Source organism: Mesobacillus jeotgali (assembly GCF_031759225.1).
Classification (GTDB): Bacteria; Bacillota; Bacilli; order Bacillales; family Cytobacillaceae; genus Mesobacillus; species Mesobacillus jeotgali_B.
The window spans coordinates 4,251,697-4,271,608 of record NZ_CP134494.1 but is presented as its reverse complement, the minus strand read 5'-3'; the positions used below and the strand labels follow the sequence as shown (position 1 = coordinate 4,271,608).

The 19,912-nt window shown below is 37.0% G+C and carries 17 protein-coding genes and 1 pseudogene; 15 read left to right on the top strand and 3 right to left on the bottom strand.

What is annotated here, in order from left to right:
* Positions 1-11 precede the first annotated feature (11 nt).
* From RH061_RS21405 to RH061_RS21395, 3 genes are read left to right on the top strand one after another with little or no spacing between them, the layout of a single operon-like run.
* Entirely contained in the window at positions 12-1,025 is a 1,014-nt protein-coding gene (locus RH061_RS21405) for a YncE family protein (RefSeq protein ID WP_311072782.1), read from the top strand.
* Positions 976-2,310 (top strand): Ig-like domain-containing domain, encoded by a 1,335-nt coding sequence (locus tag RH061_RS21400; protein ID WP_311072781.1) that lies wholly within the window; start codon positions 976-978, stop codon positions 2,308-2,310. The genes RH061_RS21405 and RH061_RS21400 overlap by 50 nt, the downstream gene beginning before the upstream one ends.
* Before the next feature lie 59 nt (positions 2,311-2,369).
* Positions 2,370-2,864, top strand: coding sequence for an Ig-like domain-containing protein (locus RH061_RS21395; RefSeq protein WP_311072780.1), 495 nt, complete (start codon positions 2,370-2,372; stop codon positions 2,862-2,864).
* Positions 2,865-2,907: 43 nt separating this feature from the next.
* Here the strand turns inward: RH061_RS21395 and RH061_RS21390 are convergent, their stop codons facing one another.
* On the bottom strand, positions 2,908-4,641 hold the full coding sequence (locus RH061_RS21390) for a M14 family zinc carboxypeptidase (RefSeq protein WP_311072779.1): 1,734 nt from the start codon (positions 4,639-4,641) through the stop codon (positions 2,908-2,910).
* 181 nt (positions 4,642-4,822) lie between these two features.
* Between RH061_RS21390 and RH061_RS21385 the strand changes: the two genes are divergently transcribed.
* From RH061_RS21385 to RH061_RS21370, 5 genes and pseudogenes are all read left to right on the top strand, one after another.
* Positions 4,823-5,665: an Ig-like domain-containing protein gene (locus tag RH061_RS21385; protein WP_311072778.1), complete on the top strand. Its 843-nt coding sequence runs from the start codon at positions 4,823-4,825 to the stop codon at positions 5,663-5,665.
* A pseudogene (locus tag RH061_RS23120) lies at positions 5,665-5,796 on the top strand (hypothetical protein); the annotation flags it as partial. The gene RH061_RS21385 and the pseudogene RH061_RS23120, both read left to right, overlap by 1 nt.
* Positions 5,797-5,850: 54 nt before the next feature.
* Complete coding sequence (locus RH061_RS21380; protein ID WP_396654836.1) at positions 5,851-6,471, top strand: C39 family peptidase; 621 nt, start codon at positions 5,851-5,853, stop codon at positions 6,469-6,471.
* A gap of 508 nt (positions 6,472-6,979) precedes the next feature.
* The gene (locus tag RH061_RS21375) at positions 6,980-7,999 is read left to right on the top strand and encodes an acyltransferase family protein (protein WP_311072777.1); all 1,020 of its coding nucleotides are present in this window, start codon (positions 6,980-6,982) and stop codon (positions 7,997-7,999) included.
* Positions 8,000-8,430: 431 nt separating this feature from the next.
* The gene (locus RH061_RS21370; protein ID WP_311072776.1) at positions 8,431-9,657 is read left to right on the top strand and encodes an N-acetylmuramoyl-L-alanine amidase family protein; all 1,227 of its coding nucleotides are present in this window, start codon (positions 8,431-8,433) and stop codon (positions 9,655-9,657) included.
* 108 nt (positions 9,658-9,765) lie between these two features.
* Here RH061_RS21370 and RH061_RS21365 read toward each other — a convergent pair whose 3' ends face one another.
* Positions 9,766-12,168, bottom strand: coding sequence for an SH3 domain-containing protein (locus RH061_RS21365; protein WP_311072775.1), 2,403 nt, complete (start codon positions 12,166-12,168; stop codon positions 9,766-9,768).
* 200 nt (positions 12,169-12,368) lie between these two features.
* Positions 12,369-13,154 (bottom strand): SGNH/GDSL hydrolase family protein, encoded by a 786-nt coding sequence (locus RH061_RS21360; RefSeq protein WP_311072774.1) that lies wholly within the window; start codon positions 13,152-13,154, stop codon positions 12,369-12,371.
* Positions 13,155-13,385: 231 nt separating this feature from the next.
* On the opposite strand from RH061_RS21360, the gene RH061_RS21355 reads away from it, so the two are divergent.
* The 7 genes from RH061_RS21355 to RH061_RS21325 all read left to right on the top strand — a co-directional run bounded on the left by RH061_RS21355 (position 13,386) and on the right by RH061_RS21325 (position 19,912).
* On the top strand, positions 13,386-14,105 hold the full coding sequence (locus RH061_RS21355) for a YveK family protein (protein ID WP_311072773.1): 720 nt from the start codon (positions 13,386-13,388) through the stop codon (positions 14,103-14,105).
* 9 nt (positions 14,106-14,114) lie between these two features.
* The gene (locus RH061_RS21350) at positions 14,115-14,819 is read left to right on the top strand and encodes a CpsD/CapB family tyrosine-protein kinase (protein WP_311072772.1); all 705 of its coding nucleotides are present in this window, start codon (positions 14,115-14,117) and stop codon (positions 14,817-14,819) included.
* 131 nt (positions 14,820-14,950) lie between these two features.
* Positions 14,951-15,715 carry a tyrosine-protein phosphatase gene (locus RH061_RS21345; RefSeq protein WP_311072771.1) on the top strand — a complete coding sequence of 255 codons (765 nt, stop codon included), beginning with the start codon at positions 14,951-14,953 and terminating at the stop codon, positions 15,713-15,715.
* 330 nt (positions 15,716-16,045) lie between these two features.
* Complete coding sequence (galU, locus tag RH061_RS21340; protein WP_311072770.1) at positions 16,046-16,939, top strand: UTP--glucose-1-phosphate uridylyltransferase GalU; 894 nt, start codon at positions 16,046-16,048, stop codon at positions 16,937-16,939.
* Between the two features lie 19 nt (positions 16,940-16,958).
* Positions 16,959-17,630 carry a sugar transferase gene (locus tag RH061_RS21335; RefSeq protein WP_311072769.1) on the top strand — a complete coding sequence of 224 codons (672 nt, stop codon included), beginning with the start codon at positions 16,959-16,961 and terminating at the stop codon, positions 17,628-17,630.
* 4 nt (positions 17,631-17,634) lie between these two features.
* Positions 17,635-18,861 carry an oligosaccharide flippase family protein gene (locus tag RH061_RS21330; RefSeq protein ID WP_311072768.1) on the top strand — a complete coding sequence of 409 codons (1,227 nt, stop codon included), beginning with the start codon at positions 17,635-17,637 and terminating at the stop codon, positions 18,859-18,861.
* A 1-nt stretch (position 18,862) separates the two neighbouring features.
* Complete coding sequence (locus RH061_RS21325) at positions 18,863-19,912, top strand: polysialyltransferase family glycosyltransferase (RefSeq protein ID WP_311072767.1); 1,050 nt, start codon at positions 18,863-18,865, stop codon at positions 19,910-19,912.

Sequence of the window (19,912 nt, the reverse complement as noted above, 5' to 3'; positions counted from 1 at the left end):
GGGATCATCAAATGAAAAGGTTAATCATTTACTTTATTGCTGTAATCCTGTGCTTCTCGTCCTTTTCTAGTAATTTACTATTCTTATCAAAAGCTAACGCGGAAGGCGCTCCTATCCTGTTAGGTTTTAAACCGAATGATACTGCATTGAATCCAAACCGGCCGATTGTTTATATGACAAAAATCGGAAGCAAAACACTTTATGCAGTTAACTATGAAACTGGTGTAAAAACAACTCTTTCCCTTCCATACCCTGCAGAAAGACTGGACTTGTTCAATGGCAAGCTTTACGTTACACAGCATAAAATGAGCCATGACCGTTATAATTTTGGACCATATTCAGGTGGGATTGCTGAAGTAGATACCGAAACGTTTACTTTATCAAATTTGATAGATGTGGAGATTGACCCCTACGATGTAGTCATTGACAAACAGGGATATATTTTTATATCTCCTGGTTCTGGTCAGCGAGAAAAAATTAAAGTTTATTCAATCTATGATCAAACTGAGAAAACAGCCTCCACTACAAATATCTCTAGTGAATCTTATTTATATTACAATGAGGAAATGTCAAAGGTTTATTCAATATCAACGAAAGTTAGCCCGCGTGATGTCACGGCCCACGAAGTAAGAGACGGGGCAGTGATTAGTCAATATGATTCCCCCTACCATGGAGCATATGACTTAGAGCCTTTTGCCAAGGTCTCTCCTGATGGTGAGAATATGTATAATAATAGCGGAGTTGTTTTTGGACTATCACAAATAAGTTCTGGAGATATGCTTTATAATTTTGAACTTGGCCGGGAATATAAGGACTTTGCCTTCAGTTTGGTTGATGATTTAGCCTTTGGTGCGAATGTGGACGGAGGCATTGATGTTTATAGGTATAACTCTGATGAGTACCTTTATTCGATCAAGACAGATAAAGATATAGAAAATCTTCATTATCATAATGGTGGATTGGTGTCGGTCTTTAATGAATCCGGAAAAATATTATTTAGAGTATATAAACGACTACAGTCCTGAACCTTTTTCTTTAGTTGATGGAGCGAACAAATACCTTGGTGAATATGGAGACTATGAGTGGGAGGAATTTTATCTTGGTGCCACAGATATTCATACAGGTGGAGAATTCAGCCTGCTTTTTAACCATCCTGTTGAAATAGCTGATAAGACCAAAATCAGCATTGTTGGTTCTGAAGGGAAAGTACCAGTCATAATTAACTCATATGATAATGAGGTTACAATTTTCCCGAATAAGCTCAAAGAAAATTCCTCATATACTTTAAGAATCGGGCAAGGTGCCCTAACAGGTTATTTTGGAATGCAGTTAAGCCAGGAAATTCTTATAAATTTCAAAACATTTGTACCACCAGTAGACAGAGTTACCGTTGAGGTAGATACCAGTTTAGCACCGGATAAATATGTCCTGAATGCAAGTGCGAGAGATGGGTTAAATGCTCAATATAAGTTCCTAATTAATGAAAATGGAAGTTGGAAAACACTGCAAGACTATAATTTGAATTATAGCTTTGTTTGGAAACCAACTTCGCCTGGAGGATATTCTTTCAAGGTAATGGCAAGAAGTGAAGGAAGAACAAATCCATTTGACGTGGAAAGAGAATTTTTCGTTCAAGTCATAGACAACAAAGCTCCCGTTGTTACCCTGCTAAAACAAGACATAACTTCTATTACAAATAAGAATATTTCTCTACTGCTGGAAAGCAGCGATAATTTTTCGGTAAAGAGAATAAAGCTTCCAAACGGAGAATATGTATTAGATTCAAAAGCTGCCTATCAAGTATTTGAAAACGGATTATATGAATTTGTGGTGGAAGACACATCAGGAAACACAACCCCTGCCTCTATCAGAGTCACCAACATTGATAAACGTGGACCAGAAATCATGTTAACTCCAAACATCCAGAGCAAGACAAGAAGTAATATTTCAATTTCCATTACATCTTCGGATGAAAATGGTGTAAAACAGATTATTCTACCTAACAATACTGTAATCCTAGGGAATAAAGCGACATTTACAGTAATAAAAAATGGCACATATCATTTCCAGGTAGAAGATAGAGCTGGAAACATCAGTAAAAAATCAATTACAGTAGGAAATATTGATAAAGAGTTGCCAAAGATATCTTTGCTCCCGAGCGTCACGACGCCGACCAGAGGAACGATAAAGATTGCAGTTAGCACTTCAGATAATATTAAAGTAAAGCGCATTAAATTGCCGAATGGATCATATGTTAATGCTCCAACGCGATATTTCCTGTCGCCAACAACGGAACCTACACCTTTGTAGTGGAGGACACTGTTGGAAACACAGCGGTTAAATCAATAAAAATAACGAATATTGACAGAGTGGCGCCTCCAATTCCGACAGCGAACTCCATTTACGACAGCCATACAGTTATCACTGGAAAAACCGTACCAAACGTGACGGTTTATGCTAGAATTGGTTCAAAGGTTTTGGGTTCGTCAAAAACGGGATCAACAGGCAAATTTACAATTAAAATAACCAAACAAACTGCAGGTGCGAAAATTAGTATTGTTTCTAAGGATCCGTCAGGCAACTTTAGTAAAACTCTTTATAAGTCAGTAATCGATAAGACTCCACCGAGACAGCCGGCTGTCAATACTATTACCTACCGCACAACGGTTGTAAAGGGAAAAACGGAAAAATACAGCACTGTCTATATTTTTAAAGGGAAATCTTATGTCGGAAAGTCAATTACAGATTCCAAGGGCTATTTCAAGGTGAAAATCAAGCCGCAAAAAAGAGGAACAACCTTAAGTGTCTATGCTATTGATAAAGCGAGGAACAAGAGTAAGGTAACTTATGTAAAGGTAAAATAAACAAAAGGTGAGACCCCGTATAAATAAGAGGGTCTCACCTTTTTTATTGAGCCTGTTCTGCAGGCAAAGCTTCCAATATCCCAGCTTTCAACTCGGTCAGTCTTTTTTCTGCCAGTGGATATAACTTATATTTTGCAGGGTACGTTTCTTTCAACCTTTTACTCTTCAGTTCCAGTGCTTCGAGTTTAGCTAAATTACTCTTGGCAGTATCAATTTCCCCTTTTGCAACTTGTGCCTGAATTTCTCTGGTTAATGTGTAACGATCCAATTCAAGCTTCGTGTTCTCGGCTGTATTCTTGGCTGGAATGATATATTTATTCTTTGCAAGAGAAATAACATTTTTTCCATACATTTTATTGACCGTTTTTTCCACTGCGCCAGTTTCTTTCAACAGCGCTGCATGCTTACTGAAGGTCACAGCATCAAACTTTCCAGCTGCGAAGATTTTATCATACTCCTGGTTGGTTTTTAATAGCTTATCACCGGCGGTCACTCCATCAATGAAAAGTTTTGAGTGACTTCTGTAAGTGTTGATATTCTTAAAATAACCTGCCAGTCTTGCTTTGTGCTTTGCAGGAAGCTTGGCAGCTTGTCGTTCGAGTGAAGCAGTTTCTTTGTTAATTGTGTCGTATAGAGCTTTAAATCCTCTATCAATTTTCAAATCCTTAGCCTGTTTAATATTTAAATAATAATAGGTTCGTAGTCCTTGGGCCTTCGCTTGAAGCTTGCTTAATTGGCCAGCAAGCTTGTCGGTCTCCTGTTTCATTCGTAAATCATACAGCTTGAAGCTTTCATTGGCAGTATATAAGCCGACTGCCTGGTTTTCCTTCCATGCTCCGCTGAACTCCGAGAGGGGAGGACTTGTTTCATATACAGATCTTGAAATCTCCGGGGTGAAGGCAGGGCGTTTCTTGGTTTGAATGAACCAATCAGTAAATCCACCTCCGGATGGGTTCTTACCAGGATAAACTAAGCGGTATCCCGTCATTTTTCCAATTGTTTTTGCATAGGAAAGATCACGGTAATAATCTGTTTTATTTTGCTTGTAATTCCAGAACAATATTTTCCCGCTACTGTGGTAGGATAAAGCCATTTCAAGGTTTATCGAAGAAACAAAACGAAGAACGGCCTTTGTTTCAGCTGCACTTTCAGGTGCCTTTCCTTTATAGTTCTTATAAGAAGGAGCTGTAGGACTTTTGATAGCCTTCCATCCTGCGTTATATTGCCGGTTTAAGTCTACTCCCTTACCGTTTGCTTTCCAGCGCTTGAAATTTTTGCTTCCTTCATTCATCTTGATCAGGGAACGTTGATACTTTGCCGGAAAAGCCTTTAATCCCTGCTGCTGAAGTGTCACACCATCTGGATTCACCATTGGAATAAACCAAATAGTAGTAGAATTTAAGATGGTCCTCGCGTTATATCCTTTAATCTTTTGATTCCTTTTATAGGCCTGTGCGTATTGGTCTATCATATACATGTTTAATGTAGTTGTTAACCACTCGCGTGCATGGTGGGAACCATTCACAAATAAGGTAGCTTGTCCTTTTCCTATTGATACTGCATACAAGTTTCGTCCGTATTCAGATTTACCGATGATTTTCACCTCAATCAAATCTGGATAGGTTCGTTTAAGTTTATTAATGTCCGATACCATTTGGTTATAAGTGTAAACCTTATAGGGGTTAACAATACCAGTTTCGGCATTTGCCTCTAGTTTGAAAGAAAAGCTAGCAAAGAAGAATACGAATGATAAAAATATTACTTTAAATTTCTGCAAACCTTGTCCCTCCGCGAATGAGTAATATTTACTATAATATATTAAAATACTGGAAAAAGTACCAAAATTATTAAAAACGATAGAAAAAGGATTCTCTAATTTTAAAATTATAGTAAAATCATAAAATTATCTTGTGTTTATGAAAATTTTGCCATAAATTTAAAAGGGGAGGTTGGTAAATTTGACAAAAAAATACATAATTCTATGCTTATCATTTTTTCTTATTCTTTTGATAGGCAATTCTGCATTCGCAGAAGAACCAAATGAAATTGTTGTGAAGGAAATAGGTTCTAACTATATATTAGGAACTTATCTTGGAGAAGATACGATATCGGTTTTTAGTGGCGAATACCTCTTAGGACAAGGAAAGGCTGTAAATAATACTTTAAAAATTAATTTTTCCCAGCAGATTTCAGGAAACAGTAAGCTTACTTTGAAGGCTGAAAGTACAGGGGTGACTACCGACACAGTATACACTCCGGCTGTTTTAAATAAAATTGAAGATAAAAGAAAAGTTGTTTCCGGACAAACAGTTCCAGGAGCAACAATTACAGCGAGTGCGAATGGGAAGGGTCTTTCACTGAAGAGATTCAACAAGGCAGATGGTACATTTGAATTTAAACCGTCACCTTTGCTTAAATATAAAAGCACGGTGAAAGTTGTTGCACTGATTGACGGGATAAAGAATGTAGGGTCGGCACAAGTAATTGCTTCAGCTGCACCGAGCAAGCCAAAAGTAAATACAGTGACAAATAAAACGAATTATATATCCGGCTATGCTGAACCGTATAGTGAAGTAAACATAATGATAGGAAAATCGCGTTATACTGTACGAGCTTATTCTACTGGTTATTTTAAAAGGTATTTACCCAATAAAAAACCATTATCGGCAGGAACCGTGGTATCAGTCTATGCCACAGCAGACCGGTACAAAAGCAAAAGTGGCATCGTGACCGTAAAGGTGGCCGATAAGATTCCGCCCGCAGCCCCTAGGGTTAATAAAAAACCAATAAGTCGTTTGTAATCACGGGAAGTGCAGAAGGCAAATCTACCCTTTACATCTATAAGAATAATAAAAAATTCAAAACGATCAAACTTAACTCGCAGGGAAGGTTCTCGATAAAAGTACCTTTGCAAGCTGCTAACTCTAAACTTTCATTTTACGCAAAGGATTCTGCGGGAAATCAAAGTCCTAAGATTCAGGTGGCAGTGGCCAACCAAAAAAGGCCAGCCAAAAAATTGATGCATGCTCCGCTAATTAAACAGATGCCCGAGCTTCCAAGAGGCTGTGAGGTTACTAGTCTTGCGATGATGCTGAATCAGGCAGGGGTAAAAGCGAACAAAATGACGCTTGCGAAACAAGTAAAGAAGGATCCTACTATTTACAGATATTCAAATGGCAAAAAGTATTTTGGGAATCCAAACTATGGATTTGTAGGCAATATGTATACCTTCAGCAAACCAGGCTTTGGAGTATTTAATAAGCCGGTAGCAGAGTTGGCGAATAAATACATGCCAGGCAGAATCGTAAACCTATCTGGACAGTCATTTGACTCTGTTTTGGACTATGTTGGTGCTGGCCGTCCGGTATGGGTCATCAATACAAGCTGGTTCAGCCATGTACCAAGAAAATACTGGCAGACATGGTATACTCCTCAAGGTCCGATTAGAATAACGATGAAGGAACACTCAGTTCTTATTACAGGTTACGACAGCAAGTATGTTTACTTTAATGATCCGCTTGATGGGATGAAAAATAAAAAAAGATTGAAGAAACAATTCATTGAAGGCTGGACCCAATTTGGAAAGCAGGCCATCAGCTATTATTAACCATAAATATGCTGTGGCTTTATATGCGACGGGGACGCTGGCCAAGTCAGCGTCCTTTACTTCTTTTTAGTACTAGATAACACTGAAGTGTTAATGGATAATGGAAGTTTGAATTACAGATGGTGAAAGTTCATCCCCTAAGAAGACTGATAGCTTGGGAAGACAATCTAGGTCGGTATCGAGAGTTATGGCCTGAAGGAAATGCAAAAGGTCATCCATTTATATATATTCTACTTTCCAATTTTTTTCAGTAATATCCTCTCTTACATCCTCAATCAAACTAATCAAGTCCTTGTAAGATATCTGTCACTCCTCTCTTTTATCAAGAACAATACAAGTTCTTCAGGTTTTTTCGCTTCAGAGAGTTTCCACATCAGTTTAATTTTCCGTTTTATAGTCAAATAAGGTGTTAATTTACTAGTTGTAAATGTAAATAACTTTCGAATAAGAAGGGTTTTTTATGGTACTATTAAAATTGTGTTTGAACGAATAAATATGGAGGATCACCATGGGAAGAGACTTACGTATAGATTATTTAAAGGCAATGGCTATCATCTCAGTAATTTTATTGCACAGCTTTAAAACGGATTATGAAAATTCTATTTTGGGCCCATATCATATTTTACAAGCAGTTCCTGTGTTTCTATTACTCACAGGTTTAAATTTAGTTAACAGTTTTGAACGAAAAAAAATAACTAATCTTATTTATTTTTATTCTTTAGATCAAATTGCAAAACGTTTAAAGCGTTTATTAATCCCATTCACTATTGTATGGATATTTCAATTGTATGTCCTAGTTAGTAGTTCTGGGCATGTATTGAAGATTAAAGAAGTATTTCTGACTTTTATTCAGGGAGGATGGGGGCCTGGAAGTTATTTTATTCCCTTGATTCTACAAGTGGTATTCGGTTTACCGCTGCTATATTTATGGGCAAAACGTAATCCTATGAATATGCTTATTGGCACATTCATTATTAATTTTGCTTTTGAGCTCTATGCCTACTATTCATATATGCCTAATGAAATTTATCGTTTTATATTTTTACGTTATATCTTCATTATTGGGCTTGGAGTATATATGGCATTTAAACCAAATTGGAATAAATGGTTCGAAATTGGCACATTCGTCAGCTTAGTATATATAACAGCTGTTCATTACTATGGTTTTAAACCAGCAGTACAACCCAACTGGTCGAGTCAGAACGTATACGCATATTTCTGGCCATATGCCCTTGTTATTTTTGGACTTAGTCGATTGAAAAATACGGCTAGTTCAATAGCTGCTAAAGTTATGAAAACTATAGGTGAAGCGTCTTACCACATTTTTTTAACTCAGATGGTTTACTTCTGGGCTTTCCAGCCGTTTCCGACAATGCGCATCCTGTATGGATATCCGCCAACTAAATTAGCATTTATAAATATCTTCCTTTGCTTAATCTTTGGTGTTGCATTTTACTATATTGAAAAATTGCTATTTGGAAAAATAAAAATCATATCACTGTTAAAATCTAAGAAAACCGCTTCTTAGACACTATAAGAGCCCGTCTCAATTGAGAGGGGCTCTTATTAATTTAAACAATTAGGAATCCCTATGCCTTAAAAAAGCACGTACGGTCTGATAAGGGGAGCGATGAGAGTGGTTCCCCTATTTTATTCTTCTAAAATAATCATATTTAGTCTTATCGATTAAATGTTTAAGCAAGAAATCGAGTGGATTGGAAATTACATTAAACGGATTAATAACAATATATGGAAGTTAGTTTGGAACTCAATCAATTATTTGGATACCCACAACCTCTATAATGTTTGCGATAAGGTTTTTTATTTGACATCACACTTTTGTTAATTTATCCCATAAATGTAAATAGGGCCTTTATACCCTCAAATTACTTACATACTTGGTTTATAGTGGAAGAGACTTTTCATAATAAGACAAAATTAGACAAAAGGTGGGGAAAAATGAAAGTTGCTTCATTTGGTAAAATACTTCTAAGTTTTCTGGTTCTCTTTTCTCTTATTTTTTCGTTTCAGGCCAACAGCACAGAGGCAGCATACACTTATCAGGCCAAGGTGAATGCTGATGTGCTAAATGTCCGGTCTCAGCCAGGTACAGCCTATTCCATTAAAGGGAAACTATTGAAAAGTCAGGTTGTTACTGTTTTAGGACAGAAAAATGGCTGGTCAAGAATAGTCTATAAAACGACTACCGGCTGGGTTTCTTCTAAATTTTTGACATCAGTAAGGTGGACAGGCTATGTCACCGCAACAAACTTGTATTTACGAAGTGCACCATCAGGGAAAATCCTTGGAACTTTGTCGAAAGCTACATCCCTTACTGTTTATGGCAAGGATGGCAGCTGGTATAAAGTCTATGTGCCTTCTATCCGTAAATATGGCTGGGTACATTCATCATACGTTTCATCCCAGAAGCCAGTCATTGTTAGGACTGCTTCGTATGAAAAACTGGTCATGAAGGTGAACAGCAATCTGCGTAAGGGACCTGGAACAAACTATGCTATCTTATCTACTGAACCTGCAGGCACCTTCGTTGATAAATTGGCAGTGAAAGGTGATTGGATCCAGGTAAGGAAACTCAATGGAACAATTGGGTGGTTACACGCATCACTTGTTCGTGATCCTGCATCAGTCTTAAAGGGAAAAGTCATTGTGCTGGATGCGGGGCATGGCGGATATGATAGTGGTACAAGGGGAAGAAGCTATCTAGAAAAGACTTTGACGCTAACTTCCGCTCTTGAACTGGCTCCTCGTTTGCAAAAAGCTGGGGCAAAGGTTATCTTCACTAGAAAAACAGATGTCTATTTAAGTCTTGCGCAACGAGTAAATATCAGTAATTATTACAACTCAGATGCTTTTATCAGTTTGCATTATAATGCTTACTCTCCAACCAGTACAGGAGTTATGACCTTTTATTATAATGGATACAAAGATGCTCCATTGGCAAGGTCGATTCAAAGCAGTCTTGTATCTTCGACGAAGCTCAGGAACATGGGAGCCAGATATGGCAATTATCATGTCATTCGTGAAAATAGAAGGCCGGCTGCTCTAGTGGAACTTGGCTTCCTTTCAAACCCATACGAGGAAAAGCTAGTTGCTACTTCTACTTATCAACAGAAAGCAGCGACCGGAATATACAATGGATTGTTCATGTATTTCCTGCAAAGATAAATAGTAAAGGATGTTTTTGGACCTCAGGGAATACTGAGGTTTTTTTGTTTGGTAGGAGATCTTTAAATCATAAAAGGCCTGCCAGATCGGCAAGCCTTCTAATCAATATTATTTTAATTCCTGAATGATGTATGAAGCACTTACCCAACCAGTCTTTCCGTCAGCAAGCCTTACATTGTACCAAGTATTTGTGCTATTCATGACAGGATTTCCAGATGCATCAGGCAATAGGTGTACATACTCATTTAACTTGAAAGAGCCAATAGGGGCCAATGCAGTGGAGGCAGTTGGTCGGACATTCAAAGAACTGACGTTCACCCTGCCAAGATTCTTGACTGATATAAATTCCCTGTAGCGGTCAAATTTGATATCGTTCGTCCAGTAATCTTTATTGTCAGCCTTCACTTTGACCCAATAATCATTATGCTTCTCAATTATTTCAAATACAGTATCCTTCTTTAATGTTACAGCCAGGGTTGTGCTTCCTTTCTGGCTGGTCAGCTTCATATCCTTTTTAGCAATGGCCAGGGTGCCGGCAGGGAAGGCGTCCATCCCAGCTGGCCTTGATGGAAATGAGAACATGACGCTGTTTACAGCTGCCTGGTCATAGTCAACCTTATTGTATGGCAGGATATTTTGCATATGGGAGGCAATTTTCTGGCCCCACTTTACATCACTTGCATAATAAAAGTTCATGCCGGTGCTGTTACTATCAATTCTGGCGTTTCCAGCCACACTTCTTGTAGTGAATCCTAAATAGGCTCCTTTGTATTTCCAGTTTTGTAGATTGAGGTAAGTAGCCTTCATTTCCTGTGCGATATAATCAATGTTTTGTTCAACTGATTCGAAGCGGACGGCCCCGATGAAAGGAGTTGCATCAAAAGCTCCGAAGCCGAACAAATTATATTTTCCTAGTGAAATATTGGAGGTTCCAAATCCGCTTTCATGAATGGCATGTGCCGCTAGATAGAGTGCGTTCACACCGTATTTGTTTCCAGCATTGATGAATGCTTGCCCTTTACCAGCAAGTACACTTGAACGGCCCTTTAGATTATTGCTGATATATTGATCAATATGGACAGCCGTTACTTTTGAAGGTTTCCTTAAGTCAATGAATTGATAGCCATCCCGATGCATGGGGTCTCCGGTGATGACTTCTTTTATAAAATCTCCTGAGAGATATCCTGACTTTTCATTATACGAAACTTTATACCATCCATTGGACACCTTATGCGTAGGGAATACAAACGTCGAATTTGGAACAACAGCTAGTATTTCTGAATCAGTTCCTGCTGACTTTCTGAAATTCAAAGCGGAAGTCGTAACATAAGTCTTCCCGCTGATTGTAGTTTCAACCAAATCGGTTTGTGGGTCCTGCTCAGGTGCTGATTGCCCAGGCTCCATTGTTTCAGGACTGTCCACTGGAGAAGCCGGCTGACTAGGTTCTGCTGCTTCAGGCAATTCTGCCGGAGCGGGAGCAGGAGCAGGAGCCGGCTTAGGCGGAGTGTACTTTGATAGATCAGCAGCAAGAATGAATCCTGTTTTTCCGCCATAAGAAACCTTATACCAATTTCCCACTTTTACATTGGAAGAAAGCTTAATATTTTTTGGGATTTTTAATAACTTAGTATAAACATTCCCCATGCCTGATAGTAAGTAAGTTTCCTTGTTTGTGAGAAAATCAGTTTTAGCAAAGGACGATGCAGAAATGACAGCTATATTGCCTGCCGGCAGGTATACCGCTTTTCCTTTATAAGACACACGATACCAAGTTTGTCCTGTACTGTTAATGACCTTTTGGTTTGTATAGAAACCATTGCTGCTTCCAGAGGTAAATAAAGGTTTCTTTTTTGTATCAGGTGAAGGATAGAGTCCAGTTGTCCTCATGGTGTTCAAATACGTTCCTTTAATTGTTTGATATTGATAATACTCTTTTAGATAGCTGCTGGCAGCCCAACCAGACACAGTTACTTTTTTACCCTTGTATGAGTAACTGTATACAACCTTATACCAGCTGCCTTTGCGTTCGGAGGAAGTAACGATTCCTCCCTTAGGCACTGTTTTGACAACCTTGTATTTCAGGCCGTCTCCTGTCCGGATATTCAAGTTGGAAGTTGTTTTATACGTAGTTTTAGCCATCTTTGTGATGCCAACTGCCTGGGCTTGCAATGTCCCTGAATTGGACCCTGAGGTTACAACTTTAAGGTACGAACCAGTGACCCATCCTGTCTTTGTGACCTTCTTTCCTTTATCACTATATGAATATGAGACCTTAAACCAATTCCCGGAGCGTTCTGTTGCCATAACCCTCTGACCCTTTGGTATGGTTAGTAATACTTTAAAATGAGTCCCAGCTCCTGCCCGCATATTGAGATTTGAGATTGTCTGGTAAGTGGTTTTATTAATCCTGTTCACAACAGCCGCTTCCGCATTAATAGCTTCTATTGGAGCAGAGTTCCCCCCTATTAATATACTTGTTGACAAAATCAGCACTTTTCCGAACTTGTTCATTTATTCACTCCCGATCTGATAGTATGTCCGTGGTATGCAACAGGGGAAAGTTAATGGCCTTATACCAATATGTCCATCTATCATTCTTATCGGCTGTTAATCTATCGATGTAAATAGAATTCTTTCTGGAAAAATGCAATGCTTCTTTATGCCTATGTGTATAAATGAAAAATGCATCCAAAATGGATGCATTAAGTAAATTATTTTTTGATGAAATAATTAGAGATAAATTCACTCCACAATTGATGGCCTTCAGCAGTAGGGAGATTGGTGCTGTCCTCTACATATTTTTTTATCTCCTCACTGGAAGTGTCCGGCCACGCATCCCAATGATCGAGATATTCAATTTCCTTTGTCTCGGCAAATTCCCTTAACCCTTCAACCTGTGTTGCGTAATATCTTGGGCCAAAAATTGGATTGGGCGGCTGAAGTATAAACACAGTTTGGGGATTAGCTTCTTTTACGCCATCCATGATTTGTTCTATATAACCAATCGAATCTTCGATTTTAAGCTCATCATTATCTGTCAAAGTAAATGGTTCAAAAAGGATGATATCAGCCTTTGCCTCTGCAAGCTTAGACACCCCTTCTTGAGCAAATTGCTTTGTACTGTCAGGGTAATCAAAGATTTCAACAGATACAAAATCAGAGCCGTAAGCTTCCATAATATTATTCTTTGTTAAAGATGCCCAGCCAATTCCTTCTGGGCCGATTGCTTCAGAACCAATGATCAAAATTTTAAATGGCCTATTGTCTTCTAAAGCGCTTTTGAAGGTTTCTTGAGATTCAGCAGGCCAATTACCGGTGAGTTTTATTAATTCTTCAAAGCCGCTAGACTCGGTTTGTGTTGTTTCTGAGTCAGTATTTGTCGGTTGCTCTAGCCTCTTACTGCCAGACAAAACATTTTTTTCATTCCAGTGCAAATTACCCCATATTACTACAACTGCGCAAAGTACTGCGAGAATGGTTGTTAAAAAAGCTTTCATTCATTCATCCTCCAAAAAAGAGATTCACATACCCAATATTAGTAAAACAAAAACATATAAATATTTCCAATAGCAAAGTTTTTCTTCCAATTACCTGAAAAATATTGTTAAATAATGAAAGGATAAGGAAGAAAAATTACAAGCTTATTAAAATTATGACAATAAACGTCAAATTTTACAACAATATGTGTTATGGTTCTAATTAATTTTTCAGATACAGTGGAGGAGAATATGGAAGAAACAATTAGTTTAAAAGAGTTGTTGCAAACGCTGAGAAAAAGAATGAATCTTATTTTGACTATTACTCTATTGGCCATACTGGTAAGTGGAATCATCAGTTACTTTCTACTAACTCCAATCTACCAGGCTTCAACACAGCTATTGGTAAACCAGTCCAAAAATGAACAAAGTATGTATAACTACAACGAAGTGCAAACGAATCTGCAATTAATTAATACATATAACGTCATTATTAAAAGCCCGGCTATTCTTGATCTAGTGATTAATGAATTAGATCTTAATATGACAACGGCTGAATTAAACGGAAAAATCAATGTTGCAAGTGAAAAGAATTCACAGGTTGTCAATATTTCTGTCCAAGATCCTAATGCTAACCAGGCGGCTGAAATTGCCAACAAAACAGCTGAAATCTTCACCAGGGAAATCTCGAACATTATGAATGTTGACAATGTCAGCATTCTCGCAAAAGCCACTGTAGGAGAAAAGCAATCTCCGATAAAGCCAAAACCGCTGTTAAATATTGCGATTGCTTTAGTCGTCGGCTTAATGGCAGGGGTGGGACTGGCATTTCTATTAGAATACTTTGATAATACAATCAAGACTGAACAGGATATCGAGAAGATCCTGGAACTTCCAGTTTTAGGGGCTATTACAACAATATCTGATACGAGGGATATGGAAAAACGTACAGAAAGAAAAGCGAGAATTTGAGGTGAGGACATGCCAATAAATAAAAAAACAAAGAAAATGATTTTGGACAATAAACGGAAGCTGGTTACCAAGAATGATCCGAAGTCGCCAATTTCAGAACAGTATCGGACAATCAGGACAAATATACAGTTCTCATCTGTCGATCAAGAAGTCAGTACATTAATGGTGACTTCCTCAGGACCTGGTGAAGGAAAATCAACTACCGTGGCCAATCTTGCCGTTGTGTTTGCACAGCAGGGGAAATCCGTACTGCTTGTCGACGCGGATTTAAGAAAGCCAACTGTTCATTATACATTCAATCTTACAAATACAACCGGCCTTACAAGTGTACTTACGAATCAAATGCCGTTATCAGAGGCAGTCAAGCTAACCGATGTGGCAAACCTGTTAGTTCTTCCAAGTGGTCCGATTCCGCCTAACCCTTCTGAATTGTTGGGATCGAGAGCAATGAAGGCATTCCTGGACAATGCCCAGAAAGACTATGATTTCATATTATTTGATACGCCACCTGTCCTAGCGGTAACCGATGCACAAATTTTGGCGAATCAGTGTGAAGGTACTATTTTAGTGGTCGGAAGTGAAACGACAGAAATCGAACAGGCCATGAAATCAAAAGAACTTTTAACATCAGCAAAGGCAAAGCTAATGGGTGTGGTATTGAATAATAAGAAGATCGATAATTCCGCCCAATACTACTATTACGGTGTAAAATAGACATTTATGGTAAAAAATAACATGACAAAACGACGGTATTCGACAAATTCCCCCCGTTTACCGTAGAGGGTAAATATGGTACGATAAGAAAGTCCTATTAATTTAACAATTTACTGGAAGGAGATTGGTCGATGATTGACATACATTGTCACATATTACCCGGAATTGACGATGGATCATCATGTATAAATGACAGCATCGAGATGGCTCGTAAAGCGGTAAATGAAGGAATTCATACCATCATCGCCACTCCTCACCATAAAAATAGCAAATACGACAACAATAGAGATTCAATCATTGAGAGGGTACTAGATTTAAATGGGAAGCTTCAGGATGAAAGAATTCCTTTGGCTATTCTTCCTGGTCAGGAAGTAAGGATTTACGGAGAAATTGTCGAGGATTTAGAGAAAGGTGAAATCCTGCCATTGAACCATTCTCAATACCTATTCATCGAGCTGCCATCCGGACACGTTCCGAGATATACAGAAAAGCTAGTATTCGAATTGCAATTAAAAGGGATCATCCCCATTATTGTACATCCAGAGAGAAACCAGGAAATCATCGAACGCCCCGATGTTTTTTATAACCTTGTGAAAAAAGGCGCATTATCTCAAGTCACGGCTTCCAGCTTAAGTGGTTATTTTGGGAAAAGAATCAAGAACTTTTCCTTTCAGCTAATCGAAGCCAATTTGACACACTTCATCGCTTCAGACGCTCATAATATCGATACACGTGGCTTTAAGATGCAAGAAACCATGGACTTAATACATGCGAAATATGGAGTGGACTTCGTTTACCTTTTCCAGGAAAACGCTGAGCTGCTTATTCATAACCAAAATGTATACAGAGATACTCCCGAGCCAATCAAGAAGAAAAAATTCCTCGGAATATTTTAAGGAGAATAAAACTACCAGGCCACCCAGAGTTAATATACATATTTGTCAGTACTTCTGACCGGCGATGTCTCCTGTCCGTTACCCACGGAGGCACTCGGCCATGCTGTGGGATACAATGATGTACTCCTTAGATACTTCGGTTATCGATAGTGTGGTGTGAGGGTGGGTTGGATGCCCAAAATTTAACTAATTTTTAAAAAACAATTAGATATCTAATGAAAGTGCATGTAAAGACATGTGTGTTTTCATTAGATATTTATTTTTTGGCCATCACGCTTTAGTCGTTAAAAGCGAAATTTAGGAAATCAAAATAGTTATGGGGGAAATTACATGAAAAAGGTAAGAAAAGCCATTATACCCGCCGCTGGACTAGGAACTAGATTTTTACCAGCAACAAAAGCAATGCCAAAGGAAATGCTGCCAATCGTCGACAAGCCGACCATTCAATACATAGTAGAGGAAGCAATTGAATCAGGAATAGAAGACATTATCATTGTCACAGGGAAGGGAAAGCGCGCGATTGAGGACCATTTCGATTTTGCACCTGAACTGGAACAGAATTTACAGGAAAAAGGCAAGCTGGACTTGCTTGAAAGAGTCCGCTACTCTACAAACCTGGCAGATATTCACTACATAAGACAGAAAGAACCAAAAGGACTCGGGCATGCTGTCTGGTGCGCGCGGAATTTTATTGGTGACGAGCCGTTCGCTGTATTGCTGGGCGATGATATCGTTCAAAGCAATACACCAGGATTAAAACAACTAATTAATCAATATGAAGAAACCCTGTCTTCCGTCATTGGTGTACAGACGGTTCCTGATGATGAGACGCACCGTTATGGAATTATTGATCCGTTATCACAAGAAGGGCGCCGTTATCAGGTAAATAACTTCGTAGAGAAGCCTGCACAAGGAACAGCACCATCCAATCTTGCCATCATGGGCCGTTACATTCTGACTCCGGAAATTTTTATGTTCCTGGACAAGCAGGAAAAAGGAGCAGGCGGAGAAATTCAGTTGACCGATGCCATCCAGCAGCTTAACCAGATTCAAAGAGTATTTGCTTATGATTTTGAAGGTAAACGATATGATGTTGGTGAAAAGATTGGCTTTATCAAGACCACGATTGAGTTTGCTTTACAGCATGAAGATCTGCAGCATGATGTAATGGAGTACTTAAAAGAACTAGTTTCCATTTATGACAAAGATCTGGCAAAGCTATAAAGTGAAGGAAGGGTTACTAATGTCCAATTTTATTCAAAAAGAATACTCTTATTCAGAGGATCAATGTGCCGTTAAAGAAGAATCTGTTTTCTATTTATATAGTAAAAGATTAATAGACATTGTTGGCGCATCCACAGGAATACTCATTTTAAGCTTTTTGTTCATAATAGTCGCCGTTTTAATAAAAATAGAAGATCCTAAGGGACCTATATTCTTTACGCAAAAAAGAGTTGGCCTAAACGGGAAAGAATTTAAAATGTTCAAATTCCGGTCAATGGTCTCGGATGCCGAAGAAAAACTAAATGAACTGCTCAAATATAATGAAGTATCTGGAGCAATGTTCAAGATGAAAGAAGACCCACGGGTAACGAAGATTGGGCGCTTCATCAGGAAAACAAGCATTGATGAGCTCCCACAATTATTCAATGTATTGAAAGGTGAAATGAGTCTAGTAGGCCCTAGGCCCCCGCTTCCAAGAGAAGTCGAGATGTATTCAAAATATGATAGACAGCGCTTATTGGTTACACCAGGGTGTACAGGATTATGGCAGGTTAGCGGTCGAAATAGTCTTGGATTTCATCAAATGGTTGAATTAGATATTAAGTATATTGAAAAACGTTCTATATTATTTGATTTAAAAATTCTCTTTAAAACTGTCCTAGTTCTTTTAGGTTCAAAGGATGCATATTAAAAAGATGAAATTGAATAGTTTAATTAATATTTTTCTTCGAGGACTAACTATTGGTTCGAGATTTTTATTAACATTTATTATTGCTCAGTATATTAGCATCGAAGAACTAGGCACCTATTCTTTAGTGAATACTTCAATTATTCTGGGTGTTATTCTAGTTGGATTTGATTTTTATATGTTTGCAAATAGAGTGATATTAAAAGATAAAAAGAATTTAAATGAAATATTATTTAATCAATTTTTATTTTATATTTTTATCTATTTTATTATATTAATTTCTATGCTTTTTATTCATGCTTTATTACATTGGGATCTTAAAATTCTAATTCTATTTACCGTCCTGCTTTTCATAGAACATTTATCTCAGGAGCTATATCGTTTATTCATCATTTTTGGCCGCCCTTTAACAGCTAACTTTCTATTATTTTCTAGAAGTGGGATGTGGGGGATTATTGCAATAATATTCCTAGTGTTTCTAGAGAATGCTAGGAATATTGAATTTGTTTTATACTGTTGGTTAATTGGATCGTCACTATCTTTATTCCTATCATTTTATTTATTCTCGAGAATTTATCGTGATTTTCAAATTCTAAAGTTATCCAGCTTGAATTTTGATTTAATAAAAAAAGGTATAAAGGCTTCTATTCCTTTTTTTATTTCTACTATTTTCTTAAAAATAATAGAATTCTTTGATAGATTTATCATTAACTATTTTTTAGGTAAGGAACAACTAGGGATTTATACTTTCTTTTATAATATTTCTAATATCCTTCCGGTATTTGTGTTTACAAGTGTAGGTATGTTTCTATACCCAAAGGCAGTTGAGTATTTTGCGAATGGAAAAATAAAGGAATATCAAACCTTAATAAAACGAATGTATAAGTTAAGTATCCTATCGATGGTATCGTTGGCCATATTTGCAACTATAGCTATGAAAGTGTCTTTGATTATTATAAAGGATTCCAAACTAGTAGATAGTGAACCGCTGTTTTATTTAATGTTAATACAAATGGTTTTTATTATTTTTGCTCAATTGTCACATTATGAATTATACGCACAAAATAAGGAAAGAAAAATCTTATTTACGACGGTGATAAGTTCAGTAGTCTCTATATTTGGCAATATTATTTTGATTCCTACTATTGGTATAAATGGTGCAACCATATCTGGCATCCTTTCTTTTGCTCTTTTGTTTGGTATTAGAAAGAAATATAGTAAATTGGAGTATTAATATGAAAAAAAATGCATTTGTATGTTGTACCCCATATCACATTATATTAAGTTACCATCTTATTAAAAATCATTATAAAGGGTTCTCTAATGATATATATATTTCTGATCATTTTCCCAACTCTGAAGAGATATATCACAACATAAAAAAAGAGAATCTTTTTGAAAATGTATACTTCATCACGGATAAAAAGCTCTCATATATGAGTTTATATGAACGAAGAAAACATAAGAAGTATAAACAAAAAATAGAAAAGGACTGGGAAGAAAGAATAAATTTTAAGCAGTATAATCGTTTATCATTTTTTACTTTTAGTTACTTTAGTAAATACTTCTTTTCTAGGTCATATAGTTTTAATGAAAAACCTGAAGTGTTTTTCATTGAAGATGGAGTAGGTACCTATATTAATTTTTCCACAAGAAAAGAAAAAATGAGAAATCTTATATCAAAATCACTTCCAAGAAGGAACATACTCTCCGGAGCAAATGTGGATTTTTTTGGATTTTTCTATCCAAAAGGAGCAATTGGAATAAATAAAAAAAATATATTCCAAATGGATAATGTATTTTTTTATGATTACGATATTACCGTGTTAAATAGAATCTTTAATTATACCCCTAGTGAAATTTACAAGAATAAAAAAATGATATTCATTGACCAGCCATTTAAAGATAGAGAGAAAAAAATATTGAAGAAAAAGATTTTTGATATTCTTAAGACTCAATATGAAACACAATATATTATAAAAGTCCACCCAAGAGACATAGAAATTCAAGAATTAAGTAAAAATTATTGTATAGATGCACGAGGAGTTCCGATTGAATTATTAATTCTAAATAACGAAATAAATAAGGATTCGAAGTTAATTGGGATAAATTCTACAGCTTTATTGACACCTAAAATAATGATGGGTTGGAAAAATGAAATTTTATCACTATATAAAATGACTAACTTAAAGGGTGAACTTTATAATATTTTTTTTGAGTCCATTGACTTTAATATAAAGACTCCTACAAAAATGAGTGAATTAAAAGGACTATTAAAGGAGTAA